Source organism: Streptosporangium sp. NPDC002544, from assembly GCF_040295965.1.
Lineage (GTDB): Bacteria > Actinomycetota > Actinomycetes > Streptosporangiales > Streptosporangiaceae > Streptosporangium.
Window position 1 is genome coordinate 71902 of record NZ_JBEOWJ010000031.1, and the last position, 22099, is coordinate 94000.

The window sequence follows — 22099 nt, forward strand, 5'->3', positions numbered from 1 at the left end:
GACGGATTCGCCGACTGGCCGATCTTTATAGCTTCGGTTCGGGGCACGGCGCCCCGAAGGAGGCGGAGATGAAGATTCTGGTCGGCGCGGTGTTGGCGTTGAGCGTGATGGCGAGCCCGGCGCAGGCGAAGGACGGTTGCGCGCAGGCGCGAGAGGAGGTGTCGAGCATCAAGGGTTGGGTGTCGCCCAACGCCTGCTCGTTCATCAACAGGCAGATCAGTTTCGGCAAGGTGACCACGGAGAACCGGGTGCAGGCCTACGTGGACATGTGGGACGCCAGAGCGACGCTCTGGGAGCCGCGGGAGGCGGGCCTGCCCCTGACGCAGGGTCTGGACACGATCAGGGCGTCGATCGCGGGGACGCTGGCCCTGGTACCCGACTTCCGGTTCCGCGGCACGCGCATCGCCGTGAACGGCCCGGCGGTGATGTTCGAGGCGGTCAACGAGGCCACGGTGAAGGGTCACAAGATCACCTACCCGGCGGTGTACCGGGTCCTGCTGGCCGATGACGGCAAGGTGCTCCAGGGCCGTCGGTACTACGACCGTCACCAGATGTTCTCCCCGCTCGAGCCGAGCCTGCCCAACCTGTTCGGCGGCGTCACCGACAGCGGCCTGCCCGAGGGGGGCAGGCAGCGGGTCATGGGTCCCGACGAGCTGGCCGCCCGGGCCGCGGCGTGGAACAACGAGGACGTCGCGGCCCTGACGGCGCCCCTCAGCGGTGCTCCGCTGTCGGCCCCCGGGCTGGGCGAGCGCGAGCTGCGGACGGCCAAGGGCAAGCAGGACTATCTGACGACCTTCTTCGACCAGGTCAGCGATGTGAAGCTGCAGCCAGGCCAGGCCGTTCGGGTGCACGGCGCGACGTACGTGGAGTGGCACGGCACGGTCCTGCCGAAGGGGCAGAGCGAGCCGATGAGCTTCGGCATCGTTGAGCGGATCGCTGACAAGGGCGGCGTCTCGACGCAGTGGCGGCTCACCTTCGACCAGCTGCCGCTGATCGCCGACCAGGACAAGATCGACCGGCTGTACGGCCTGCTCAGGTGAGCGCGGCCGGCTCCGCCCGCGAGGTGATCCCCAGCTTGGGGAAAGCCTTGTACAGGTGGTAGCCGACGGTTCTGGGACTGAGGTACAGCTGGGCCGCGATGTCCCGGTTCGAGGCACCGGTCGCGGCCGGCCGTAGGGGGGAGCACGCTGAGCGGGTCATCCGCCTGGCGCGGAGCGGCGGGCACGTCGCCGGTGAGCCGCAGTTCGGCGCGTGCCCGCTCGGCCCACAGCCGCGTGCCGAGGCGGTCGAAGATGTCCGGCGCGGCTCGCAGCCGCCGGCGTGACTCCGCAAACCTCAAAGAGATCTTGATTGGGAAGATGGGCATCATGCCCTCGCATCAGGAGCAACTCCGCACCCGTTTGCGCACCGCCCCGCTTCAACCTCCACCCACGCCTTGGCAGCCGCCGGCCCCGACAGCGGTGGGTGGCCTATGCGCGTCATACGTATCTCCTGAGCAGCACAGCATCATGAAGGTGGGATTTTCAGCGCTGCTTTAACGCGGCCTGTACGGCGTGCACGGCCGCGGTTGGCCGACCAGGTGCTCGGGACCGTACCGGGAATGGATCTCCAGCGGTCTGACCTCCGCCTCGACCGGCAGGCCATCTGGGCTGGTGGTCATGTCGCAACAGGTCGGCGCCTCGACAGGCTTCAGCGCGTGGGTCCGCGCATCGATGGTCGGCCTCTATCCTGGGGTTTCCGCTTCGGCAAACGGTCACGGAAGATCGAGAGACCCTTGAAACAGCGGACTTTCCTCGCCGCCCGCATCGACCAGTGGTCACGAGAGCATCCCAGGCTGCTGGATCTGACACTGACCGGCTTGATGTGGCTGGTTTTCGGCCTGTTGAGTGCTCTTGCCGGGCCGCACGCCTTCCTCGTCGGCACCGCGGCCATCCTCCCGCTGGCCGTACGGCGACGCTTCCCGACTGCGGTCCTCGCCTGGTCGGCCGCGGCCTTCGCCGTTCAGCTCATGGTGGTGCCGATTCCGTTGCCGGCCAACATCGCGCAGGCGATCGTCGTCTATACCGTTGCCGCACATGTCGCGTCTCTGCCGATCCGCCTGCTCGCCCTCGGTGCCGCGCTCGCCGGCAGCGTGCTCGCCGGCCTCCGATGGAGCACCCCGCCTGAATACATGGCGAACGTGCTCACGAACGCTGTGTTCCTGGGGATCCTGTCCGTGCTGGTCTGGGTCATCGGCGATCTCGTCCGCGGCCGCCAGGCCAACATGAGTGCACTGCGTGAGGCGAGTGCCCGACTCGAGGAAAGCCGGTTGCAGCGCGAGCGGTTCGTCGCACAGCGGCAACGTGTTGTCGCGGCACGGGAGATTCACGACATCGTGGCCCACTCTCTCACCGTCGTGATTGTGCAGGCTGACGGCGCTGAGTACGCCGCCGAGCACGCGCAGCCCTGGGATCGCGCGGACGCGGGAAGGGTCTTCGCCACGATCGGGCGTACCGCGCGTTCGGCCCTCACCGAGGTACGTGGCGTCATCGAGGTTCTCCGCGACGCCGAACCCGACACCGGCACCGGCACCGGCGGGCCGGACGAACCGCGCGGGGCCGGGCTGGGAATCGCCGAGCTGCGGCAGCTCGTGGACTCGGTACGGGCGGCGGGACTCACCGTGGATGTCGACGCCGAGCCGACCGTGTTCGACGATGTTCCCACCGCTATACGATTTGCTGTGCTCCGTATCGTCCGGGAGTCACTGACGAACGTGTTGAAGCACGCCGGTCCGCATGCCACAGCGCACGTGGTCGTCGCGAGGACACAGGGATGGATCATGGTTCGAGTCGAGGACGACGGCGTCGGTGTCCGTCGCGCCGACGCGACCGCGGACCACGTTGCCGAACCCGGCTACGGCCTCGACGGAATGCGGGAGCGTTTGCGCGCCCTGGGCGGAGTGCTGGAGGCAGGTCCACGCCGTGGCGGCGGATTCGTGATCGATGCCGCGACCCCCGTCACCGTTCTATCGCCTTCCGCGCGACCTGCGAGCCTTGCCACCCCGTCGGGCGGCATGGGGCGAAGCGGCGAGTGATGAGTCCCGACCGCCTCATCCGCGTCTTCTTGGTGGACGACCAGGAGCTGGTGCGAACCGGGTTCGGGATGATTCTCGACGCCACCCCGGATCTGCGGGTCGTCGGATCGGCCGCCGACGGGCAGACGGCCCTCGACGCCCTGCGCCGGCCCGAGCACCGTGCGGACGTCGTCTTGATGGACATTCGCATGCCGGGTCTCGATGGCGTGGAAACCACCCGGCGGCTGCTGGCCGCACCCGACCCGCCACACGTCGTCATGCTGACGACGTTCGACGACGACGAGCTTCTCGTCGCTGCCCTTCGAGCTGGAGCGGCTGGGTTCCTGGTCAAGGACGCGGGCGCGGCGGAACTGCTGGCGGCGATCCGGGCAGCCGCCGCCGGGGAGGCGCCTGTCGCGCCGAGGCTCGTACGTCGCCTGATCGACTCGTTCGTCCTCGCGCCGCCGACGACCGAATCCGCCGAGCACCCGCCCGCCACCGCGTCCAGGTTGGAGCGTCTCACCACCCGTGAACGCGAGATCCTCGCCTCGGTCGGCCTGGGTCTCACCAACGCGGAGATCGCCGCGCGGCTGCAGTTGGCGGAGTCGACCGTCAAGACGCACCTCGGCTCGGTGCTGCGCAAGCTCGAACTACGCGACCGTGTTCAGGCGGTCATCCTCGCGCGGACGCAAGGGCTGACCGGCGACTCGCGGCGGACCGACTGATCCCGATCGCGAGGGCACAGGCCGTCGTGCCGATGAGCACGAACAGCCCGGTGTCACCGGCCAGGTACTCGCGCACCACCACGGGCTGCTCAGTCGAGATCGCGTGCTCCAGCAACAGGGCGAAGGTGGCGTTGTGTGCGAAGTGGGCCAGCACGACCGGCCACACGCTCCCGGACATGACACGCAGGTACCCGAAGAGGAACGAGAACGCGATCACCGAACCGCTGAACAGCAAGAGCACCAGGCCACGGTTCCCTTCGCTGTGGTAGTACGGCGTGAACAGGATGTACGGCAGATGCCAGGCGATCCACACCAGCCCGACGACGAGCATCGCCGAGCGCTCGCCCAGGAACGCGAGCCGTGGCTGCAGGTAGCCCCGCCAGCCGACCTCTTCGGCGAACGACAGGATCGGCCCGGTGATGGACACAGCGATCACCGACTGCAGCCAGTCGCCCTGCGGCGCGGAGAACCGGGCGAAGCCGAGCGCGACGGCGCCCGCGGTGGCGAGCAGGCAGACACCGGCGGTGGTGGCGACCGCGAGCGGCCAGGTTCGCAGGCCGAGCCGCCCCATACCGAGCCGGCGCCATCCGTCTCTGGAATACCCCTCTCGCGTGATGACGAGCAGCATCGCCATCACGACGAGCAATGGCGATAAGGCGAGGACGAGCCCTTCGGCGATGTCGGCGGTGCCCAGCGAGATCGTGAGCGTCAGGACGATGAAAACGATCGACGTAGCGCGATCGGAGAGCCGTTCGAACACGGACAGACCTTCTTTCGGGGAACTGACCTGGCCCAGTGTTCAAGAACGCGCCGCCGCCGCCATCCACCGGCAGTCCGAATTTCGGCCGCTCTCCACCCGGCCCTTCCTCCCGTGGGACTAGCACCACCTGATTTTGCCGGCGAATAGCAGCAGCGTTTGCCGGTCAGTTTTGACAGCAGTCGGGGGTTGCTCGGGTCCGGAATGTCGGTGAGAAGTAGCAGCACCCCGAGACTCGGTACTCGCACCCCGGCAACGGTGCCGCCAGGCAGCAAGGTCAGTAGAGGCTGATTGTTGCGAACTCGAACGACAGCGTGACGACGCGGCTCAGCCAAGCAGGTTCTTCGCGAAGATCCACTCCAAGCCGTCCTCGCCGGCGATGTCGAGGTGTTCAGCCCGTACCAGGCCAGCGCGCACCGTCACCCGTTGAGAGGCGGTGTTGGCCGGGCGCACACGGGCGATGACCGGCAGATCGGGAACGCATTCCGTCACCCGCTCAACCACCGCGGTCGCGGCCTCGCCGGCCACTTGTTAGGATACGACTGTATCCATTCGGGAGATGAGGTCACCATGCGAATGCCTGACCGGCCGTCCGCCTTCACCAGCGACTCTGCCCGTGACAAGTACTACGCCGTCTATGACCGAGTGCTCGGCGAGCTGTGGCCGGTGCCGGTGGACGCCATCGACGTGGAGACCCGCGCCGGCATTGTGCGGATCCACCGGGCCGGGCCCACTGAGGGGGATCCCGTGGTGCTCCTGGCCGGTGCCGGCGGGAACGCGTTGGCCTGGTACCGCTACATCGAGCCGCTGGCGCGCACGCGCCCGGTCCTTGCCGTCGACCCTCTCGGCGAGCCAGGCCGCTCGGTTCAGAGGCGGCCGCTCGCGACCGGTGCCGAGGTCGGTGGCTGGGTCACCGACGTACTGGCCGCAGTTGGAGCCGAGCGCGCGCACGTGGCGGGTTTCTCTGCCGGTGGCTGGGCCGCAGTGGAACAGCAACTCGGCGGGGGCGGCCGGGTCGCGGCGCTGACGCTGGTGGACCCGGGCGGCTTCGCGCCGTTGCCCAGGCGGTTCATCCGCTGGGCCCTCGCCGGCGCCATCGCCTCCATGCTTCCTCGTACGTTGCGACACCGCATGGCCGGCGTAGTGGACAACGGGGTGCTGCGCGAGGATGGGCTGGTGGAGCTGATGCGGGTCGGCTGGTCCTTCCGCAGGCGCGTGCCCATCCCGCCCGCCTACACCGACGAGCAGATACGCGAGGTGTCCGTACCCGTGCAGGTGCTGCTGGGCGCCCGCAGCGCACTGTTCGACGCGCAGGCGCTGGCCGCGCGGCTGGCCGACATCGCGCCGTCCTGGCGCGTGGAGATCGTGCCCGGCACCGGACATTCGCTGCCCGTCGAAGCTCCGGACCTGGTCGCCGAGCGGATCCTCACCTTTCCCGGCCAGGCGCGGCCCAGGACCGCAACGCCGAAGCACAGCACGAACAACAGGTAGGAAACGGGCATGCCCCGACAGGTGGATCATGATGAGCGGCGGCGCCAGTTGACCGAGGCGCTGCTGCGCATCGCCAGCACCCGCGGCCTGCAGGCAGTGTCGATGCGTGAGATCGCCGCCGAGGCCGGGGTCTCGCTGCGCGTCGTCCAGTACTACTTCACGAACAAGCAGGCCCTGCTCGAGTCCGGCCTCACCGAGCTGGGTGCCCGCATGGACCGCCGGGTCAAGCAGCGGGCCGCCGCTGCCGCGGGCGAGCTGACACCGCGAGGCGTTTTCGCCGCTGTCCTCGGCGCGATCCTGCCCTTCGACGAGCAGAGCAAACTGGACTCTATGGCCTGGACCGCCTACTACACCGCCGCCCTCACTGACCCGGCGCTCGCCGCGGTCGGGCTCACCCTGCCCAACGCACTGGAAAACTTCCTCACAGTACGGTTGACCGCCGCGCAGCAGGCCGGGGACATCGCCCCCGATCGTGACCCGCGTACCGAAGTCGCCAGCCTTCTGGCTCTCGCCAACGGCCTGACCTCCAGTGTCCTCAGCCGACAGCGCAGCCACGAGGCCGCCATCAAGATCATCGACTACCACCTGGACCGCCTGTTCGGGCCGGCAGCGGCTTGACCCAGCGGGACCACGGGCAGAAAAAGGGTCAGCCGGCGGCCTTGTTCGCGACGGCGGCTGCTTCGGCCTGGGCGCGGGTCCGGGCGAGCCGATAGGACTCGGTGCCGGTCTCGATGATGTTTCCGCCGTAGGTGAGCCGGTCAACGATGGCCGCGCATAGCCGGGGCTCGGTGAATGTCTTGGTCCATCCATCTGGGGGTGGCACATGTTCCTGAATCGGATCTGCGGGCGGCGCTGGGCGACGTAGGTGCGGACCATCCCGTACGACGCCCCGGCCGCGTCGTGCTCCTCCACCAGCAGGTCGAAGATGCGTCGGGCGGTGTGCCGCTGCTTGGGCGGCGCGCCGAGATCCACCCGCAGCATCTGATCGATCAGCGGCTTGAACCGGTCCAGCCGAGACGGCCGGGGCGGCAGCGGCTTGCGCGGCTCGGGCCAGACCGAGGCCAACGCCTTCTCCACGGTGCGAAAGCCCACATTGTGCTTGCTCTGGATGGCCCGGATGGACAGCCCAGCTCGAGAATCGCGGCGGATCGCCGCGTACAACTCGACCTTGGACTTGGGCTGCACCAGCGCCACCTCATCCCGCGAAGCACACCAATGCTCTCACCGCAAGCCCCCAAGCGCTGTTACCTCTCAGCGACATCGTCTTCCAGCGGAAACGATCGCTGCCGCAAGAGACCGGCAAACGCTGTCACTTGTCACCGACAGAACCAACCACCGACTCAAGAAGGTCGATCGGTCATCAACTCGGTGCGTCAGGACCGGACACGGCCATCCCGTCGTATACGCGCCGTTGCGGTACGAAGCCGCGCGCCGTGCACCTCTCAGCCACAATTGCGCACCTTGTTGATTCGCCGGGGAGAGCAATGGTCAGGCCTGGCCGTCTCCCGGCAGGACGCGCGTCCCCGGGCGAGCGGCCTCACACCAGCGGATGCACCTCGGGGTGTGCCTCCCACCAGCGTCCGAAGAGAGGATTGTCGTACGCATGGTCGATGAACGCCGCGGCGAGGCCGCGATAGAGCGCCCCGGCGGTCGCATCGCCCAGGCGGTCCCTGTGCCACGCGACGAGCAGCCGTGCCACCTGTGGCTCTCCCATGAGCGGTCGTACGACGGTGCCCGGCGCCGCGGTCCAGCAGGGATCGACCAGCCGCACGCCGTGCCCGTCCGCCACCAAGGGGCGGCCGGCGCCGCTCGGCGCCTCGAAGCGTAACCTGGGTTCGAAACCGGCCGCCCGGCACGAGGCCCGCAGCGCGGCAAGGGAGCCGTCGTCGGCTCCCGGAGGGCTGATCCACGCCTCGTCCTTGAGGTCGGCCAGCCGGATCTCCTCGTTTCCCGCGAGCGGGTGCCCCGCCGACAGGGCGACGAATATCGGATACCGGTATACCAGCGCCCGGCTGGTGACCGGCGGCGTCAGCGTGACTTCGAAGCCCTCGATGACGCCGAGCAGCGCCGCGTCGAGCCGCCCGTGCGTGAGCGCCTCCGCCAGCAGCGCCGTGGAGGGCTCGATCCGTAGTGAGATCTCGCGTCCGGGCAGGACGTCGCCGACCCGGTTGACGATGCTGCCCACGCAGCCGACGTGGACCGAACCCAGCCGCAGGGATCGGGCCTCCGACGGCCCATGCAGGTCGCCGAAGAGCGCGTCGACCTCGGACAGGACGATCCGGGCGCGGGCGATGACCTGGCTGCCAAGCGGTGTCGGCTCCACCCCGGAGCGGCTGCGGACGAAGAGCTCGCCCCCGACGAAGGTCTCTATCCGGCGCAGCAGGTTCGTCATGGCCGGCTGGGAAAGCCCCACCTGGGCCGCCGCCCTGGTCAGGCTGCCCGACTCCGCTATCGCACAGATCATACGGAGATGACGGATATCGAGATCCATAACCGAGAATTATGCGGCAATTAATGACCAGCACCTGAATTTTCGAGCAAAATTCATTTTTCCCCTTACGCATGACTGCTTCTTCCTCCTTCCCCACCAGCCTGGGGATGCCCCGGCGCTTCGTTCCGGCGCGCCGCGAGTCCGGCCACGGGTTCACGGCGGCACTGTCGGCGGCACTGTCGGCGGCACCGTCGGCGGCACTGTCGGCGGAAGGGCGGGGGCGGCGGTCACAGGTGGGGCACGAGCGGCACGAAGACGATGGCATCGAAGCAGCCTGCTGAGCCGGACGAGCAGGTACGCGCCCGCGACCAGGCCACAGCCACGATAAACGGGCCCAAGGCGCACATGTCGCCGGACCGCCGCTCGATTCGCCACCAGGGGGCGGGCGCCATCGTGGCCGCGCGACCAGACTGCGCGCCGCAGGTTCCGGGCCGGCCACGTGTGCCGCACGAGGCCGGACGACACCCGCTTGTCCACGCCGAGCCAACCCGCTCCGCCGCGGCTCAGGCTGGACTGCAACGGGGTCATAACCAAGACCTATGCGCGCCTTTATGACCGCTGGTTTGGTTTCGTCACCAAACTACGGGCGGCAACACCTCTTCGCTCTCCGAGATCCCTGAGCCACGTGGCCCGCCGGTCCGACAGGACCCGGCGGAGCCCCCGCCGCGTCCTGGCCCGTTCCGGCCGCCGCGGCACCCCCTGTCACATCCAACCTCACGCTCGTTCTTCCACACCCCCCGGAGGTTGCTCGTGGGAATCACCCCACCCCTGCGCGCGCTCAGAAAATCGTCACTGACCGCGCTCGTCCTCGTCCCGGCCCTCGGCCTGGGACTCGCCCTGCAGCCGGCGGCCGCATCGGCCGCCACCGAGCCCATCGCCAAGCCCGTCGTGACGGCATCCGCGGGTAAGACGCCGCCCCCCGCGCCGGCGCTGCTCGCGACCGACGGCACCGACCACGTCCAGCGTTCTCCGCTCCCGGTCAGCGAACGGGCGCCGATGCCCTCCTCCAATGAGCGGCTGCGCCATGACTACGATCGGCCCGAGCCCGCCCCGGCGCACCCGCGCCCGTCCATGAAGGAGAAGGCGAAGTCCGCCGCCACGGTGCAGGCGGCGGCCGTGTGCGCCGTGAGCGACTTCACCAGCCGGACCGGAAGCGCCCTGGTCCAGCAGATCAAGTCCGCCACGACCGACTGCGTCAACACCCTGTTCAGCCTCACCGGCAGCGACGCCTACTACGCCTTCCGCGAGGCGCAGATGAGCAGCGTCGCGTACGGCCTGCGTGACAACGGGTCGTACTACCCCGGTGACAACTCCACCGGCACCGCTCAGCTCGTGCTCTACCTGCGCGCCGGCTACTACGTGCACTGGTACAACGCGTCCACCGTGGGCACGTACGGCTCATCGCTCAAGACCGCGATCGAGGCGGGCCTGGACGCCTTCTTCGGCAACTCCAAGTCCTCGACGGTGAGCGACGCCAACGGCGAGGTGCTGGCCGAGGCGGTCACGCTGATCGACAGCGCCGAGGAGAACGACCGCTACCTCTACGTGGTGAAGCGGCTGCTCAACGGCTACAACAGCTCCTACAACGCGAGCTGGTGGATGCTGAACGCGGTCAACAACGTCTACACGGTGCTCTTCCGCGGCCACCAGCTCCCGGCGTTCGTGACCGCCGTCCAGGCGGACCCCAGCGTGATCGACACGCTGTACGGTTTCGCCGACAACAACTGGAACCTGCTCGGCACCGACCAGAGCTACCTGGCGTCGAACGCCGGCCGGGAGATGGCCCGCTTCCTTCAGGAAACCGCCCTGCGGTCGAAGGTACGGCCGATGGCCAAGGCCCTGCTCGACCGCGGCGACATCTCCGGGACGACCGCGCCCATGTGGGTCGGTGTCGCTGAGATGACCGACTACTACGACAGGGCCAACTGCTCCTACTACGACACCTGCGACCTGCAGGCGCGGCTCGCGGCCGCCATTCTGCCGATCCGGTACACCTGCAGCTCCAGCATCACGATCCGTGCGCAGGCCTTGACCTCCGCGCAGCTCACCACCGCCTGCAACAGCCTCAAGAACCAGGACGCGTACTTCCACAACCTGGTGAACGACGGCAACCGACCCGTGGCGAACGACAACAACACCACCATCGAAGTCGTCGTCTTCCACTCCAGCACCGACTACCAGAACTACGCCGGGACGATGTTCGGCATCGACACCAACAACGGCGGCATGTACCTGGAGGGCGACCCGGCCGCGGCCGGTAACCAGCCGCGCTTCATCGCCTACGAGGCGGAGTGGCTGCGGCCCGCGTTCGAGATCTGGAACCTCAACCACGAGTACACCCACTACCTCGACGGCCGGTTCGACATGTACGGCGACTTCACCGCCGGCATCACCACCCCGACCATCTGGTGGATCGAGGGCTTCGCCGAGTACGTGTCGTACTCCTACCGGAACGTGACCTACGACGCGGCGATCACCGAGGCGGCCAAGAAGACGTACCCGCTCAGGACGCTGTTCGACACCGACTACTCGCACGATACGACCCGCATCTACCGCTGGGGTTACCTGGCCGTGCGGTACATGTTCGAGAAGCACCCGGCTGACGTCACCACCGTCCTCGGCAACTACCGGACGGGCAACTGGAGCGGCGCCCGCACCTTCCTGACCAGCACCATCGGCAACCGCTACGACAGCGACTGGTCGAGCTGGCTCACCGCCTGCGCGTCCGGCTCCTGCTCGGGCGGCGGCGGCACGAACAAGCCGCCGACCGCGAACTTCACCTTCACCGTCAGCGGCCTCAACGCGACCTTCACCGACGCCTCGACCGACTCCGACGGCACGATCGCCTCGCGCTCGTGGGAATTCGGCGACGGCACGTCCTCGACCGCGGCGAACCCCACCCACGCGTACGCCGCGGCGGGCACCTACCCGGTGAAGCTGACCGTCACCGACAACGGCGGCGCCACCGCGTCGACCACCAAGCAGGTGACCGTGACGTCCGGAGGCGGCACCCTGCCCGAGTGCACCTCGTCCGACACCAGGGAACTGGGCAAGAACTGCCGGCGCGGCAACGTGTCCGCGACCGCCGGTAACCACGCCTACTTCTACCTGTACCTCCCGGCCGGCACTACCAGGATCGTCATCACGTCGTCTGGCGGAACCGGGAACGCCGACCTCTACTACAGCCCCAGCACGTGGGCCACGAAGTCGGCGTACACGCAGCGGTCGACCAACTCCGGCAACAGCGAGACCCTGACGATGACCAACCCGGCGGCCGGCTACCACTACATCAGCCTGTACGCCACCACCGCATTCTCCGGGGCCTCGGTGAAGGTCGAGTACTGACGCTCACCGTCGCCTCATAACGGCTGATCATCCATGCCGGGACCGGTCCTCACGTCCGGTCCCGGCTCTGCGATTTCATATATGGACTTCGGCATCCGCCCGCTCTACCGGACGCTCACGACGTTCAAGGCGGAGCCGGGCGCGGCCGGTGCGGAAATCGTCCCGGACCTCGCCACCGACCTCGGCACCCCCGGCGAAGGTGGCAAGGTCTGGACGTTCACCCTCAAATAGGGCGTGAAGTACGAGGACGGCACCCCGATCCGAGCACAGGACATCAACCAGGGGCTGCGCCAGACCGTGGTCGACGACCGGCTCATCGACAGCAGGGGCGAGGATGCCACGTCGGCCGGTCTCCTACGGCGACGCGACCGCAGCCGGCCTGGCGAAGATCCTGCCCCGCCCGCAGGTGAAGTCCCGGCCGGCCAGCGAGATGTCGGGCTGCACCAGACTGATCGGCTTCAACACATCGGATAAGGCACGTGTCCGAAGAAGAGCCGGAGAAACCTTCTCATCCATCTGATGACGATCGTCTAAGTTGTCAGTGATGCTTTGAAAAAGTGCGATCGGGGGTGTTCGCGGTGACCCCTGGACGGCAGGCGGGTCGCGGTGCCGACGGCACGGAGGTCGCCGACGGTGTCCTCCGGAGCCGCGATCGGGAACCTCCCGTCCCGGTACGGACCCGGGCGAGGCGCCGTCCCCGCATGATCGCGGCCGTGCTGCTCATGGGAGTCTGCGCCTGCGGGCCCGCCGCGCCACCGTCGGCCACCGACGGACAGGCTCCGAGCGTCCCTTCCGGAGAAGGTGCTTCGCCGGAGTGGCTCGGCCCGTCGGAGACACCGCCACCCGTGCCCTCTCCCGTTCGGAAGGCCGAAACGCCTTTCGCCCGGGCCTATCCCCGGGCCAGGATCCTGTGGATCCCCGCCAAGGACACGATGTCCCGTTCCGTCGTCGGCGCCCTGCCCGACGGGCGGCTCATCGTCCGCAAGTTCTCCCGGTACCTCCCGTACCTCGACCACGTCGACATCCTCGACCCCGTCACCGGCCGCAGCACGCTGTTGCAACGCAAGAACAGGGAGTCGTACACCGCCGCCGCCGCGGCGCACGGCACGCGCGTGGTGAAGCTGCTCGGAAACGACGAGCCGGGCGGATGGATTCTCGAGGTCACCGACATGCGCACCGGCCTGACCCGGCAGATGACGAACACCTGGGGCGTTCCCGGGGGGTACTGCGGGACCGGCTGGCAATACCCCATCGACCTCCAGTTCCATCGGGGCGAGCTCTACTTCTCCCGGTGCGTCCCCAACAGCTCCGGAGACGTGGGCGTCTACCGCATGGGCCCCGGCGACAGGACTCCCCGGCTGTGGCTGCAGGGGCTGTACGACATCGCCTGGGAGGGCGACACCTTCCTCGCGAGGTCCCCTGTCATGGTGCCGGATTCATCGGATCCGGGGGAGTTCACCGGCTCGCCGCCGGCCCGCTACGGCCCGGACGGGGCCAGGCGCGGCGTTTCCGATCCGGCCTCGTACATCGCCCGGGTGGGCAGGGACCGGGATCGCCTGGAGTACGGCGACGGCACCGTCGCCGGCCTGAGCCCGCGTGCCAAGAACGTCGACATCTCGCGGCACGGACGCTTCGCGGCGTGGCGCGAGGACGGGACCGGATGGCTTCTCGACGCCCGGACACGTACCGCGGTGCGCCTGCCAGGCCGGGAGACGGACAAGGTGAGCATCTCCAATGCCAGGTACCTCCATTGGAAGACGGCGGGCGGCTACCACGTCCTGGACCTGGCGGCCCTGAACGACCGAGGTTGAGCGTCCTCGGCTACGGCGGAGACCGGAGCCGGGACGTGCGGCCGGGCCCCCGGCAGGCAGGTCGGGCGGTATCGGAGCGCCGTGGTAGGCCAGGTTCATGGTCAACGAAACTGAAGGCGTGATGTCGCCAAGGTGAGGCCGGTTGCGGTCAGGCATCCGTGGACGAGGTCGCTGCGGTACTGGAGTTTGCGAAGTCCTCGACGCGGGCTGCCGAGCAGGTGGTCGGGGTCGGTGAACCGGGAGGAAAAACCAATGTGCGCGGAGTGGTTCGACTGAGTATCGTGCTTGCCATGTCGAGCCCAGAGGCATCCAAGGTGGGGGCTTTCGGTCACCCGTCAGCCCCCTGAACCACTGAACAATCCTGTTCTGCCGCACGGTGGCGGCAGATGACAGGAGTAGTCGGGCCGCTGACCGCGGTGACGAGACGTTTCATCTGATCTCTCATCACCTCGGAGTTTCTCGATGCCTCTACCTCTCTATCTGCTTGCCATGGCGCTCTTCGCCATGGGCACGTCAGAGTTCATGCTCGCCGGCCTGCTGCCGGACATCGCCGCAGACCTCGGCGTTCCGGTTGCGACGGCGGGACTGCTCACATCGGCCTTCGCCATCGGAATGGTGGTAGGCGCCCCGCTCATGGCGGGCCTCGCGCGCCGGTGGCCACGGCGATCCAGCCTGCTGGGCTTTCTCGGCCTGTTTCTGGCCGCACACGTCCTCGGCGCCTGCACCGGCAGCTTCACGGTTCTGCTCGCCACCCGAATCATCGCAGCGCTTGCCAATGCCGGCTTTCTGGCGGTCGCGCTCACCGCAGCCGCCGAACTGGTCCCCTCCGACCGGAAGGGCCGGGCCCTGGCCGTCCTGCTGGCGGGCACCACGGTCGCCACCATCGCAGGGGTCCCCGGTGGTGCCTTGCTGGGGACACTGCTCGACTGGCGCGCCACCTTCTGGGGGATCGCGATGTTGTGCCTACCCTCGGCGCTCGGCGTAGTGCGTGGCATTCCCGCCAAGACAGCACGGCCAGACGAGCCGGCAGGCCCGGATCTACGTCGGGAGCTCACTGAACTACAGCGTCCGCGACTGCGCCTGGCCCTGCTGCTGGGCGCGCTGGTGAATGCCGCGACGTTCGGCACTTTCACCTTCCTCGCTCCGATCGTCACCGATGTCACCGGGCTGGATCCGCTGTGGGTCTCTGTCGTGCTGGTGCTGTTCGGCCTAGGGTCCTTCGTCGGCGTCACCGTCGCCGGGCGGTTGTCCGACCAGCGGCCCGGTGTCGTCATCGCAGTCGGCGGGCCGTTACTGCTCGGCGGCTGGGTCACCCTCGGCCTCGTCGCGTTCAACCCGATCGCTCTGCTGATCCTCGCGTTCACCCAGGGTGCGCTCTCCTTCGGCCTTGGGAGCACGCTGATCGCACGCGTGCTGTATGAGGCCGCAGGAGCGCCGACCATGGCAGGCTCCTACGCCACCGCCGCTCTCAACGTCGGGGCTACCGCCGGTCCCGTCATCGCCGCAGCCACGTTGAACACCTGGTTGGCCGAACTGGGACCCGTCTGGGTCAGTAGCGCCTTGGTCTCGGTCGCACTCCTCCTCGCTCTGCCCTTTCGCCGGGCGCTGCCCGTAGGAGAGTTGGCGGAGTAGCTGCCCCGGTTGTCGTACGAGCTCACCCAGGTGCCGGCGGAGACGTCTTGTCGATTCGTGCCACGGATTCGCACACGCCGGCTCCCGGGTTGGCGGACACGTCCGGTCAAGCCGATCCGCTCGTGTGACTCCAACCCCTTTCCCAAGAGATGTTGGAAATGCCATAATCCCAACATGTCTTGGGAAAAGGGTGACGGCCTGGTGCCGCTGCGTGCGCTGGCGAACCCGCTCCGGATCCGCATCGTGTCGCTGCTCACCGGCGCGTCCATGTCGGCCACCGAGGTCGCGGAGGAACTGGGCATCGCCCACGCCTCGGCCAGCTACCACCTGCGCCAGCTGGCCGAGGCCGGCTTCCTGCAGCAGGTGGACGAGCGGCCGCCACCGGGCGGCAAGGGCAGACCCCGTCGGCTCTACCAGTACGACCCCTCCAGCGGCGCGCGGCTGGACCGCGCGAACGGCCGGCAGCTCCTGCACGAGGCGCTCACCACCGACCTGGCACGACGCCTCGCCCAGACCAAGCTGCAGCGCATGTCCATGGACGCCGAGGTATGGCTGGATCGCGCCGTGTGGGAGGAGATCGTCGGGCTGATCGAGCAGGCGGTCGCGCTGGCCCACGACAAGGCCGGGCCGCCCCGCTCCGACGACCGGGTCAAGGTGAGCATGACCGCGATCCTGCTGGAACTCGACGACGTGCGATGACCCGCCTGCTGATGGCGTGCGCGGGAGCGTGCTTCCTGTCGCTCGGGCTGCTCATCCCGACGATCCCCAAGTACGTCACCGGCCCGCTGGACCAGGGGCCGGGCCTGGTCGGCGGTTGCTTGGCGATCACGGCCGGGTGCGCCGTGCTCTTCCGCCCACTGGCCGGTCGGCTGGCCGACCGGCTCGGCCGCAGGGCGGCGGCCTGCACCGGCGCCGCGCTGCTGGCGGTCACCTCCTTCGCCGTGCTCATGGCCGAGTCGCTGCCGCTGTTCCTGGCGTGCCGGGCCGTCGCGGGAGCGGGGGAGGCCCTGACCTACGTCGGTCTGGCCGCCGCGGCCAGCGATCACGACCGTCCGGGTGCCGCGATCAATCGCTTCTCCGTCGCGGTCAACGCCGGCCTGCTCGCCGGACCGGCGCTCGCCGAGGCCGGCCATTCCGTCGCCGGCCTGCGGGCCACATGGGCGCTGTCCGGAGCCGTCGCCCTCGCGGCCTTCGTGGCCTGCCTGTTCCTGCCCGCGGGCCCGGCCGTCGCCGGCGATCCCGCCGGCACGAGGAAGGCCGGGCCGCTCGTGCATCGCGCGGGACTGCGTCCCGGGCTGGCGTACTGGGCGTCGGTGTGGGGATACACCGCCTTCGGCGCCTTCCTCCCGCTGCACGTCGCCGTGCTGGGCGGCAGCGGCAGCGGCCCGCACTTCCTCGTCTACGGCTGCGTGCTGCTCGCCGTGCGGCTCGGCGGCCAACGATGGACGGACCGGATCGGCCCGCGTGCGACGGCGACCGCGGCCCTGCTGGTCACCGCGGCCGGGCTGGCCCTGCTCGTCGCCTGGCCGTCCGTGACCGGGGCGCTGGCCGCCGCGGCGGTGATCGGCGCCGGGCAGGCGCTGGGGCTTCCCGCATTCCTCACGATGGCGGTGACCGGTCTGCCCGCCGCGCAGCGCGGCTCGGCGGTGGCCACCACGACGGCGTTCTTCGATCTCGGGTTCATGACGGCCGCGCTCGCACTGGGCGCCATCGTGCAGTCGTCCGGCCTGGCCTACGGCTTCGCCGTCGCGGGCTGCGTGCCGGCCCTGGCGCCGCTGCTGTTCCTCTCCCGCTCTCGCAAGGTCCGCAGGACATCCCCCCAAGGAGACAGCCATGACCATTCCCACCGCTGAATTGGCCGGCTACGCCGACGTCGTCTTCGACATAGCCGTACCGGTCGTCGCCGGCGACCGGGTGCTGATCAACGCCGAGATCGAGCACGCCCCGCTCGCCCGCGCCCTGGCCGAGGCGGCATACGCCCGGGGTGCCCGCTATGCCGACATCTGGTATTTCGACCCCTACGCGAAGCGATCCCGGGTCCAGCACGCGGACGCGGCCACCCTGAGCGAGGTCCCGGCCTGGCTGGACGCGCGCAACGAGGAGCTGGCCCGCCACTGCGGCATCCTGCTCAACATCCGCGGCGTCGCGGCCCCGGATCTCCTCGCCGGGCAGGACCCGGTACGGGCGGGCCTGGACCGCATGCCGTACCTCACGTCGAGGCAGCGGCTGCAGCTCGGCAGCCTCGTCCGCTGGACGATGGTCCCCTGCCCGACCGCGGAATGGGCGCGCGCGATCTTCGGGGAGCCGGACGGAACCCGCCTCTGGCAGCACCTGCGCCCGATATTACGGCTGGACCGGCCCGATCCCCGCGCCGCCTGGGAGCAGCGGATCGCCGAGCTGCTGAGCCGCGCGGAGGTGCTGAGCAGGATGCGGCTCGACGCCGTCCGGTTCGAGGGGCCGGGCACCGACCTGACCATCGGCCTGCTCCCGGACGCGCACTGGACCGCGGCGCGCCTCGAATCCGTGCGGGGGCACCGCTTCCAGGCCAACCTCCCCACGGAGGAGGTGTTCACCACGCCTGACTACCGCCGGGTGGAGGGCACCGTCCGTTCGACGCGGCCACTCGCGCTCAACGGGAGCGTCATTCGCGACCTGGAGCTGACCTTCACCGGTGGGGTGGTGACGGAGGTGAGGGCGAGTGCCGGCGCCGACGTGGTCCGCACCCACCAGGCGACCGACGCGGGCGCGGCCCGTCTGGGCGAGCTGGCCCTGGTCGACGGCTCGTCGCCGGTCGGGCGATCGGGCCTCACCTTTCTCGAGACCCTGCTGGACGAGAACGCCACCTGCCATCTGGCCTGGGGTGCCGGCCTGCCTCCGGGCGTGCCCGAGCACCTGCGCGAGCGGGACGCCGCCGGGCTCGATGCGGCCGGGGTCAACCTCTCCGGCGTGCACGTCGACTTCATGGTGGGCGGCCCCGACGTCACCGTCACGGGGATCGGGCATGACGGCGGCGCGATCGAGTTGCTCCGCGACGACGAGTGGCAGGTCTGAGTCGAATCCACGTAGGACGGCGCGAGCCGCGCGGGATCAACGGACATCGCCGTCGGTACCGAGGAGCGAACCTCTCCGTACCGACGGCGATGAGGCCCCATCGCGAGTCACCTCCACGGACCCTGTCACGCGGACGGCCGCCGTCACCGGCTCCGGGAACTACCGGGAGAACCGCGTCGCGGTCTCCCCCGCGTGATGTGTCGGTGACGGCGCATATGGTCGGGGGATGGCAGAGACGCTGACCGGTGTGGGTTCCCGGCTGGAGCCGTTCCGGACCGAACTGACCGGTTACTGCTACCGGTTGCTCGGCTCCGGCTTCGAGGCCGAAGACGCGGTGCAGGAAACGCTGCTGCGTGCCTGGCGGGCGTTCGACCGCTACGACGAGCGACGGGCGTCGCTGCGTACCTGGCTCTACGGCATCGCCACCAACGTCTGCCTCGACATGCTGCGCAGCACGCAACGCCGGGCCTTGGCCATGGATCTCAGCCGGGCCGCGGACGGCGGGCCGAGCATCGGTGAGCCGGTCTCGGAGCGGATCTGGATCCAGCCGGTTCCAGACGGTCTCGTGCTGCCGATGGACGGCGATCCGGAAGAGCTGGCCGTGCGGCGGGAGACGATCCGGCTGGCATTCGTCGCCGCGCTGCAGCACCTGCCGCCCCGGCAGCGGGTGGTGCTGATCCTGCGCGACGTGTTGCGGTGGAAGGCCGGGGAGGTCGCGAACCTCCTGGAGACCACCGTCGCGTCGGTGACCAGCGCGTTGCAGCGGGCAAGGTCGACGCTCAAGACGGTCGACGTCATGCCCGGTGAGCCGTTCCGGCCGTCCGATCCCGCCCAGCGCGAGCTGCTCGCCCGCTATTGCAGCGCGTTCGAGCGTCACGACATCACCGCGCTCGTCGCCCTGCTGCACGAGGACGCGACGATGTCGATGCCGCCCTTCACCTGGTGGCTTCGCGGCCGCGACCGGATCGAGCAGGCGCTGCTGGACCCGAACGCGTCCTGCGCGGGCGCGCGCCTCGTCCCGGTCACGGCGAACGGCTCGCCGGCGTTCTGGCAGACCAGACCCGGCCCCGACGGCGTTCACGTGCCCTTCGGGCTGGTCCTCCTGGACGTGTCCGAGGGTCTGATCAGCGGCATCACCACATACCTGGACGCCGACCGGCTGATCCCGCTTTTCGGCGCTCCGGCCGAGTCCTCCCGCACACCGATGAGTTTCGTGACGCCACGGCGTATCACCCTGAACGGCTAGTCACAGCAGACCGGAGGAGCGGACATGACGACTGTCCAGCCCATCATCATCACATCCGACCTGGATCGACTGCGAACCTTCTACGAGCGCCTGCTCGGCGCGGTGGAGGTGAGCCGCTTCCCCGACGACGGGCCCACCTTCTTCGTGAACCTGAAGCTGGGCGACTCGGAACTCGGACTGGTCAACAAGGCGGCGACCGACCTGTCCGCCCCGCAGCGGATCCTGCTGCGCGTGCAGGTCGACGACGTCGACGGTCTGCTGGACCGGGTCGAGTCGGCCGGCGGACGGGTGCTCGGCCCGTCGACCGACATGCCCTGGGGAGAACGCGTGGCCCACATCCACGACCCTGACGGAAACAAGGTCAACCTGACCCAGTACCTCCAAGAAAGCGCCGGATAACTCAGGCGATGACGCGCTCTGGATCCTTAGCCGACCCCACTCTGACCAGGGGCGGAACAACGGGGAACCGGATGTGAGCGCCACGCGCCCGCCGCTCGCCTGAGCCGGTCGGCGAAAACCCGGTCCGCGATGCGCGGGAAAGGCCCCGGCAGGCCGGTGAAACCCCGCCTGACCAGCGTGGTGGCCCGGCAAAGAAAACACACCGTAGCCGGCCATACGAACACCGTGAAATATCGAAACCGATGGTTGAAAAGATTCAACTCGCTGACTATGCTCAAAGTAAAGATCCAGTCGACAAAAAGAAAGGCGAAGTGTGAGGCTTCGGAAAAAATTACTTCGAGTGACTTCAGCGGCAATTCTGGCCGGGGCGATGTTCGCCTCCGCACCGGCATCGGCTTCCGCAGCGCCGACGCCGGGCGATGTGCAGATACTTGGATGCGGCGCCTACGAAGGAGCCGTGAAAAAGCAAATCATCTACTGGTACGCGCGGGTCTACAACGCGTGCGGCTCATCGAAACAAATGCGCGCGGTGGTCAACGGGTGGCCCGACGGCCCATGCGAATGGGTGGGCGCGTACAGTCGCGCGGATCTCTACGCCGGTGTGTACCAGCCGAGCGGCACCGCCGACTGCTGACAGACGGCACCGTCTACGACCCGGTTCCGGCGGTGGGGCTCCGGACTCGGCGGCCATTCCCCATTTCGTGGTTCAGGTGATCGTCCCTCGCGATGTGGAGGTCTGGCGCCTCGCCGCCATTCTTGTGTGACGGGCCCTCCCGGAACCCCCCGAGAGGGCCCGTCACTGTTTAATCGGGCTCCCGCAGCAGAGATAACGGTAAGACAATCAATCGAAGCCTTGAGCCCCGGAGCCGATGCCGCCGAGTCGGTGTTCTCTTTTTCAGGTCAGGGTGGTCGTGCGGAGCCATTTCGTTTCCGGCTCAGTCGAAGACGGAGACGCGGGTGCGGTGGTGCCGTGGCGTGTCGATTTCGTCGATCACCGCCACCGCGAGGTCCGCATAGGACAGCTGCGCCGATGCCGATCGCGGCACGGTCTCTCCCCCGATCCGGTAGCGGCCGGTCCTGGGACCGGCCGAATCCAGCAGCGCGGGCGGGGTCAGCATGAGCCAGTCGACCGCGGTGTTCCCGGCCGCCCGGAGCCGGTCCAGGCCGGCCGTGTGCGCGATGGCGAACGGCCGGATCTCAGCCGGGAAGACCGAGGGATCGTCCATCACCAGCTGCCCGTGGGCGTCGCGGAGGTTCGCGAACAGTCCGACCAGAACGAGCCTGGGCACGCGCGCTTCCGCCAGGCCGTGCAGCAGGGCGTCGGCCGCCTTGACGAAGAACTGCGGGTCGAGGCCGGCGAAGCCCTGCTCCGGGCCGGAGAACGGGCTCACCCCCTGAACCGCGGCATCATGGCCGGGCGCGATCGAGGAGATCGCCGCCACGTCCGTGACGTCGCCCCGCACCACGTGGACGCCGTCCGCCTGAATGTCGCGGTACCTGTCCGGATCCCGGACCACGGCCGTGACGTGATGTCCGCGCCCACGTGCCTCAGCCGTGATCGCCCGTCCCGCCCGGCCTCCCGCCCCGAAGATGACGATGCCGCTCATGTCGCTCCTGTCTGGTCGCGTATGTCGCCGCCGGACAGAACGGTATCCAGGGGATACTGGTTACCTCAAAGATACTGGGATAGCCTCGCGTTCATGGTCGAACCCCTGGACCCGCAGATGTTCGACCCCGTGTGCCCGTCCAGCGCCATGCCGATACGGATCGGCGACAAGTGGACCGCGATGGTCGTGCTCTGTCTCGAAGGCGGCCGGCGGCGGTTCAACGAACTGCGGGGACCGCTGCGCGGCATCACCCCGAAAGTGCTCACCCAGACCCTGCGGGCGATGGAGCGCGACGGTCTGGTCACCCGCACCGCGTACGACGAGAACCCGCCCCGGGTCGAGTACGAGCTGACCGCGCTGGGGCGCAGCCTGCTGACCCTCATCGCGGCCGCACGCGCCTGGAGCGGGGAGCACCTCCCCGCGCTCCTCGAAGCCCGCGACGCGCACGACTCCGCACCCGGCCCGTCACCGCTGGGATAGATCGCCCGAAAG

At 68.9% G+C, this 22099-nt stretch carries 23 protein-coding genes; 17 read left to right on the forward strand and 6 right to left on the reverse strand.

The window, feature by feature from the left end; all coding sequences use genetic code 11:
* Nucleotides 1-68: 68 nt before the first annotated feature.
* A complete protein-coding gene (locus tag ABT061_RS36015; protein ID WP_350926521.1) occupies nt 69-1040 on the forward strand; it encodes a nuclear transport factor 2 family protein in 972 nt (323 codons plus the stop codon).
* Here the strand turns inward: ABT061_RS36015 and ABT061_RS36020 are convergent.
* Nucleotides 1033-1200, reverse strand: coding sequence for a response regulator transcription factor (locus ABT061_RS36020; RefSeq protein WP_350926523.1), 168 nt, complete (start codon nt 1198-1200; stop codon nt 1033-1035). The two genes, ABT061_RS36015 and ABT061_RS36020, sit on opposite strands and share 8 nt — an antisense overlap.
* A gap of 496 nt (nt 1201-1696) precedes the next feature.
* Between ABT061_RS36020 and ABT061_RS36025 the strand changes: the two genes are divergently transcribed.
* Nucleotides 1697-3073: a sensor histidine kinase gene (locus tag ABT061_RS36025; protein ID WP_350926525.1), complete on the forward strand. Its 1377-nt coding sequence runs from the start codon at nt 1697-1699 to the stop codon at nt 3071-3073.
* Complete coding sequence (locus ABT061_RS36030) at nt 3073-3777, forward strand: response regulator (RefSeq protein ID WP_350926527.1); 705 nt, start codon at nt 3073-3075, stop codon at nt 3775-3777. Before ABT061_RS36025 ends, ABT061_RS36030 begins: the two co-directional genes overlap by 1 nt.
* Here ABT061_RS36030 and ABT061_RS36035 read toward each other — a convergent pair.
* Together ABT061_RS36035 and ABT061_RS36040 are read right to left on the reverse strand one after the other, a co-directional pair.
* The gene (locus ABT061_RS36035; RefSeq protein WP_350926529.1) at nt 3725-4537 is read right to left on the reverse strand and encodes a CPBP family intramembrane glutamic endopeptidase; all 813 of its coding nucleotides are present in this window, start codon (nt 4535-4537) and stop codon (nt 3725-3727) included. The two genes, ABT061_RS36030 and ABT061_RS36035, sit on opposite strands and share 53 nt — an antisense overlap.
* A gap of 324 nt (nt 4538-4861) precedes the next feature.
* Nucleotides 4862-5062 (reverse strand): GNAT family protein, encoded by a 201-nt coding sequence (locus ABT061_RS36040; protein WP_350926531.1) that lies wholly within the window; start codon nt 5060-5062, stop codon nt 4862-4864.
* Nucleotides 5063-5104: 42 nt separating this feature from the next.
* Here ABT061_RS36040 and ABT061_RS36045 point away from each other — a divergent pair, with 42 nt between their 5' ends.
* Together ABT061_RS36045 and ABT061_RS36050 are read left to right on the forward strand one after the other, a co-directional pair.
* On the forward strand, nt 5105-6025 hold the full coding sequence (locus tag ABT061_RS36045; RefSeq protein WP_350926533.1) for an alpha/beta fold hydrolase: 921 nt from the start codon (nt 5105-5107) through the stop codon (nt 6023-6025).
* Between the two features lie 9 nt (nt 6026-6034).
* Complete coding sequence (locus tag ABT061_RS36050; RefSeq protein ID WP_350926535.1) at nt 6035-6643, forward strand: TetR/AcrR family transcriptional regulator; 609 nt, start codon at nt 6035-6037, stop codon at nt 6641-6643.
* A 28-nt stretch (nt 6644-6671) separates the two neighbouring features.
* Here ABT061_RS36050 and ABT061_RS36055 read toward each other — a convergent pair whose 3' ends face one another.
* Both ABT061_RS36055 and ABT061_RS36060 read right to left on the reverse strand, forming a co-directional pair.
* The gene (locus ABT061_RS36055) at nt 6672-6848 is read right to left on the reverse strand and encodes an ATP-binding protein (protein ID WP_350926537.1); all 177 of its coding nucleotides are present in this window, start codon (nt 6846-6848) and stop codon (nt 6672-6674) included.
* A gap of 714 nt (nt 6849-7562) precedes the next feature.
* A complete protein-coding gene (locus ABT061_RS36060) occupies nt 7563-8516 on the reverse strand; it encodes a LysR family transcriptional regulator (protein WP_350926539.1) in 954 nt (317 codons plus the stop codon).
* Between the two features lie 71 nt (nt 8517-8587).
* Between ABT061_RS36060 and ABT061_RS36065 the strand changes: the two genes are divergently transcribed.
* From ABT061_RS36065 to ABT061_RS36115, 11 genes are all read left to right on the forward strand, one after another.
* On the forward strand, nt 8588-8797 hold the full coding sequence (locus tag ABT061_RS36065) for a hypothetical protein (RefSeq protein ID WP_350926541.1): 210 nt from the start codon (nt 8588-8590) through the stop codon (nt 8795-8797).
* 469 nt (nt 8798-9266) lie between these two features.
* Nucleotides 9267-11861, forward strand: coding sequence for a collagenase (locus ABT061_RS36070; RefSeq protein WP_350926543.1), 2595 nt, complete (start codon nt 9267-9269; stop codon nt 11859-11861).
* 81 nt (nt 11862-11942) lie between these two features.
* Nucleotides 11943-12092, forward strand: a complete 150-nt coding sequence (locus ABT061_RS36075) for a hypothetical protein (protein ID WP_350926545.1) — start codon at nt 11943-11945, stop codon at nt 12090-12092.
* A 701-nt stretch (nt 12093-12793) separates the two neighbouring features.
* On the forward strand, nt 12794-13672 hold the full coding sequence (locus ABT061_RS36080) for a hypothetical protein (protein ID WP_350926547.1): 879 nt from the start codon (nt 12794-12796) through the stop codon (nt 13670-13672).
* 462 nt (nt 13673-14134) lie between these two features.
* The gene (locus tag ABT061_RS36085; protein ID WP_350926549.1) at nt 14135-15304 is read left to right on the forward strand and encodes a Cmx/CmrA family chloramphenicol efflux MFS transporter; all 1170 of its coding nucleotides are present in this window, start codon (nt 14135-14137) and stop codon (nt 15302-15304) included.
* A gap of 174 nt (nt 15305-15478) precedes the next feature.
* Nucleotides 15479-16003 (forward strand): ArsR/SmtB family transcription factor, encoded by a 525-nt coding sequence (locus tag ABT061_RS36090; RefSeq protein WP_350926551.1) that lies wholly within the window; start codon nt 15479-15481, stop codon nt 16001-16003.
* Nucleotides 16000-17157, forward strand: coding sequence for an MFS transporter (locus ABT061_RS36095; protein ID WP_350926553.1), 1158 nt, complete (start codon nt 16000-16002; stop codon nt 17155-17157). The genes ABT061_RS36090 and ABT061_RS36095 overlap by 4 nt, the downstream gene beginning before the upstream one ends.
* A complete protein-coding gene (locus ABT061_RS36100) occupies nt 17138-18355 on the forward strand; it encodes an aminopeptidase (protein WP_350926555.1) in 1218 nt (405 codons plus the stop codon). The genes ABT061_RS36095 and ABT061_RS36100 overlap by 20 nt, the downstream gene beginning before the upstream one ends.
* Nucleotides 18356-18581: 226 nt before the next feature.
* Complete coding sequence (locus tag ABT061_RS36105) at nt 18582-19601, forward strand: sigma-70 family RNA polymerase sigma factor (RefSeq protein WP_350926557.1); 1020 nt, start codon at nt 18582-18584, stop codon at nt 19599-19601.
* A 24-nt stretch (nt 19602-19625) separates the two neighbouring features.
* Nucleotides 19626-20000, forward strand: coding sequence for a VOC family protein (locus ABT061_RS36110; protein WP_350926559.1), 375 nt, complete (start codon nt 19626-19628; stop codon nt 19998-20000).
* Nucleotides 20001-20340: 340 nt separating this feature from the next.
* Nucleotides 20341-20634: a hypothetical protein gene (locus ABT061_RS36115; protein WP_350926561.1), complete on the forward strand. Its 294-nt coding sequence runs from the start codon at nt 20341-20343 to the stop codon at nt 20632-20634.
* A gap of 301 nt (nt 20635-20935) precedes the next feature.
* On the opposite strand, the gene ABT061_RS36120 is transcribed toward ABT061_RS36115, so the two are convergent.
* Entirely contained in the window at nt 20936-21607 is a 672-nt protein-coding gene (locus ABT061_RS36120) for an NAD(P)-dependent oxidoreductase (protein WP_350926563.1), read from the reverse strand.
* Between the two features lie 93 nt (nt 21608-21700).
* On the opposite strand from ABT061_RS36120, the gene ABT061_RS36125 reads away from it, so the two are divergent.
* Nucleotides 21701-22087, forward strand: coding sequence for a winged helix-turn-helix transcriptional regulator (locus ABT061_RS36125; RefSeq protein WP_350926565.1), 387 nt, complete (start codon nt 21701-21703; stop codon nt 22085-22087).
* The last annotated feature ends 12 nt before the right edge of the window (nt 22088-22099 follow it).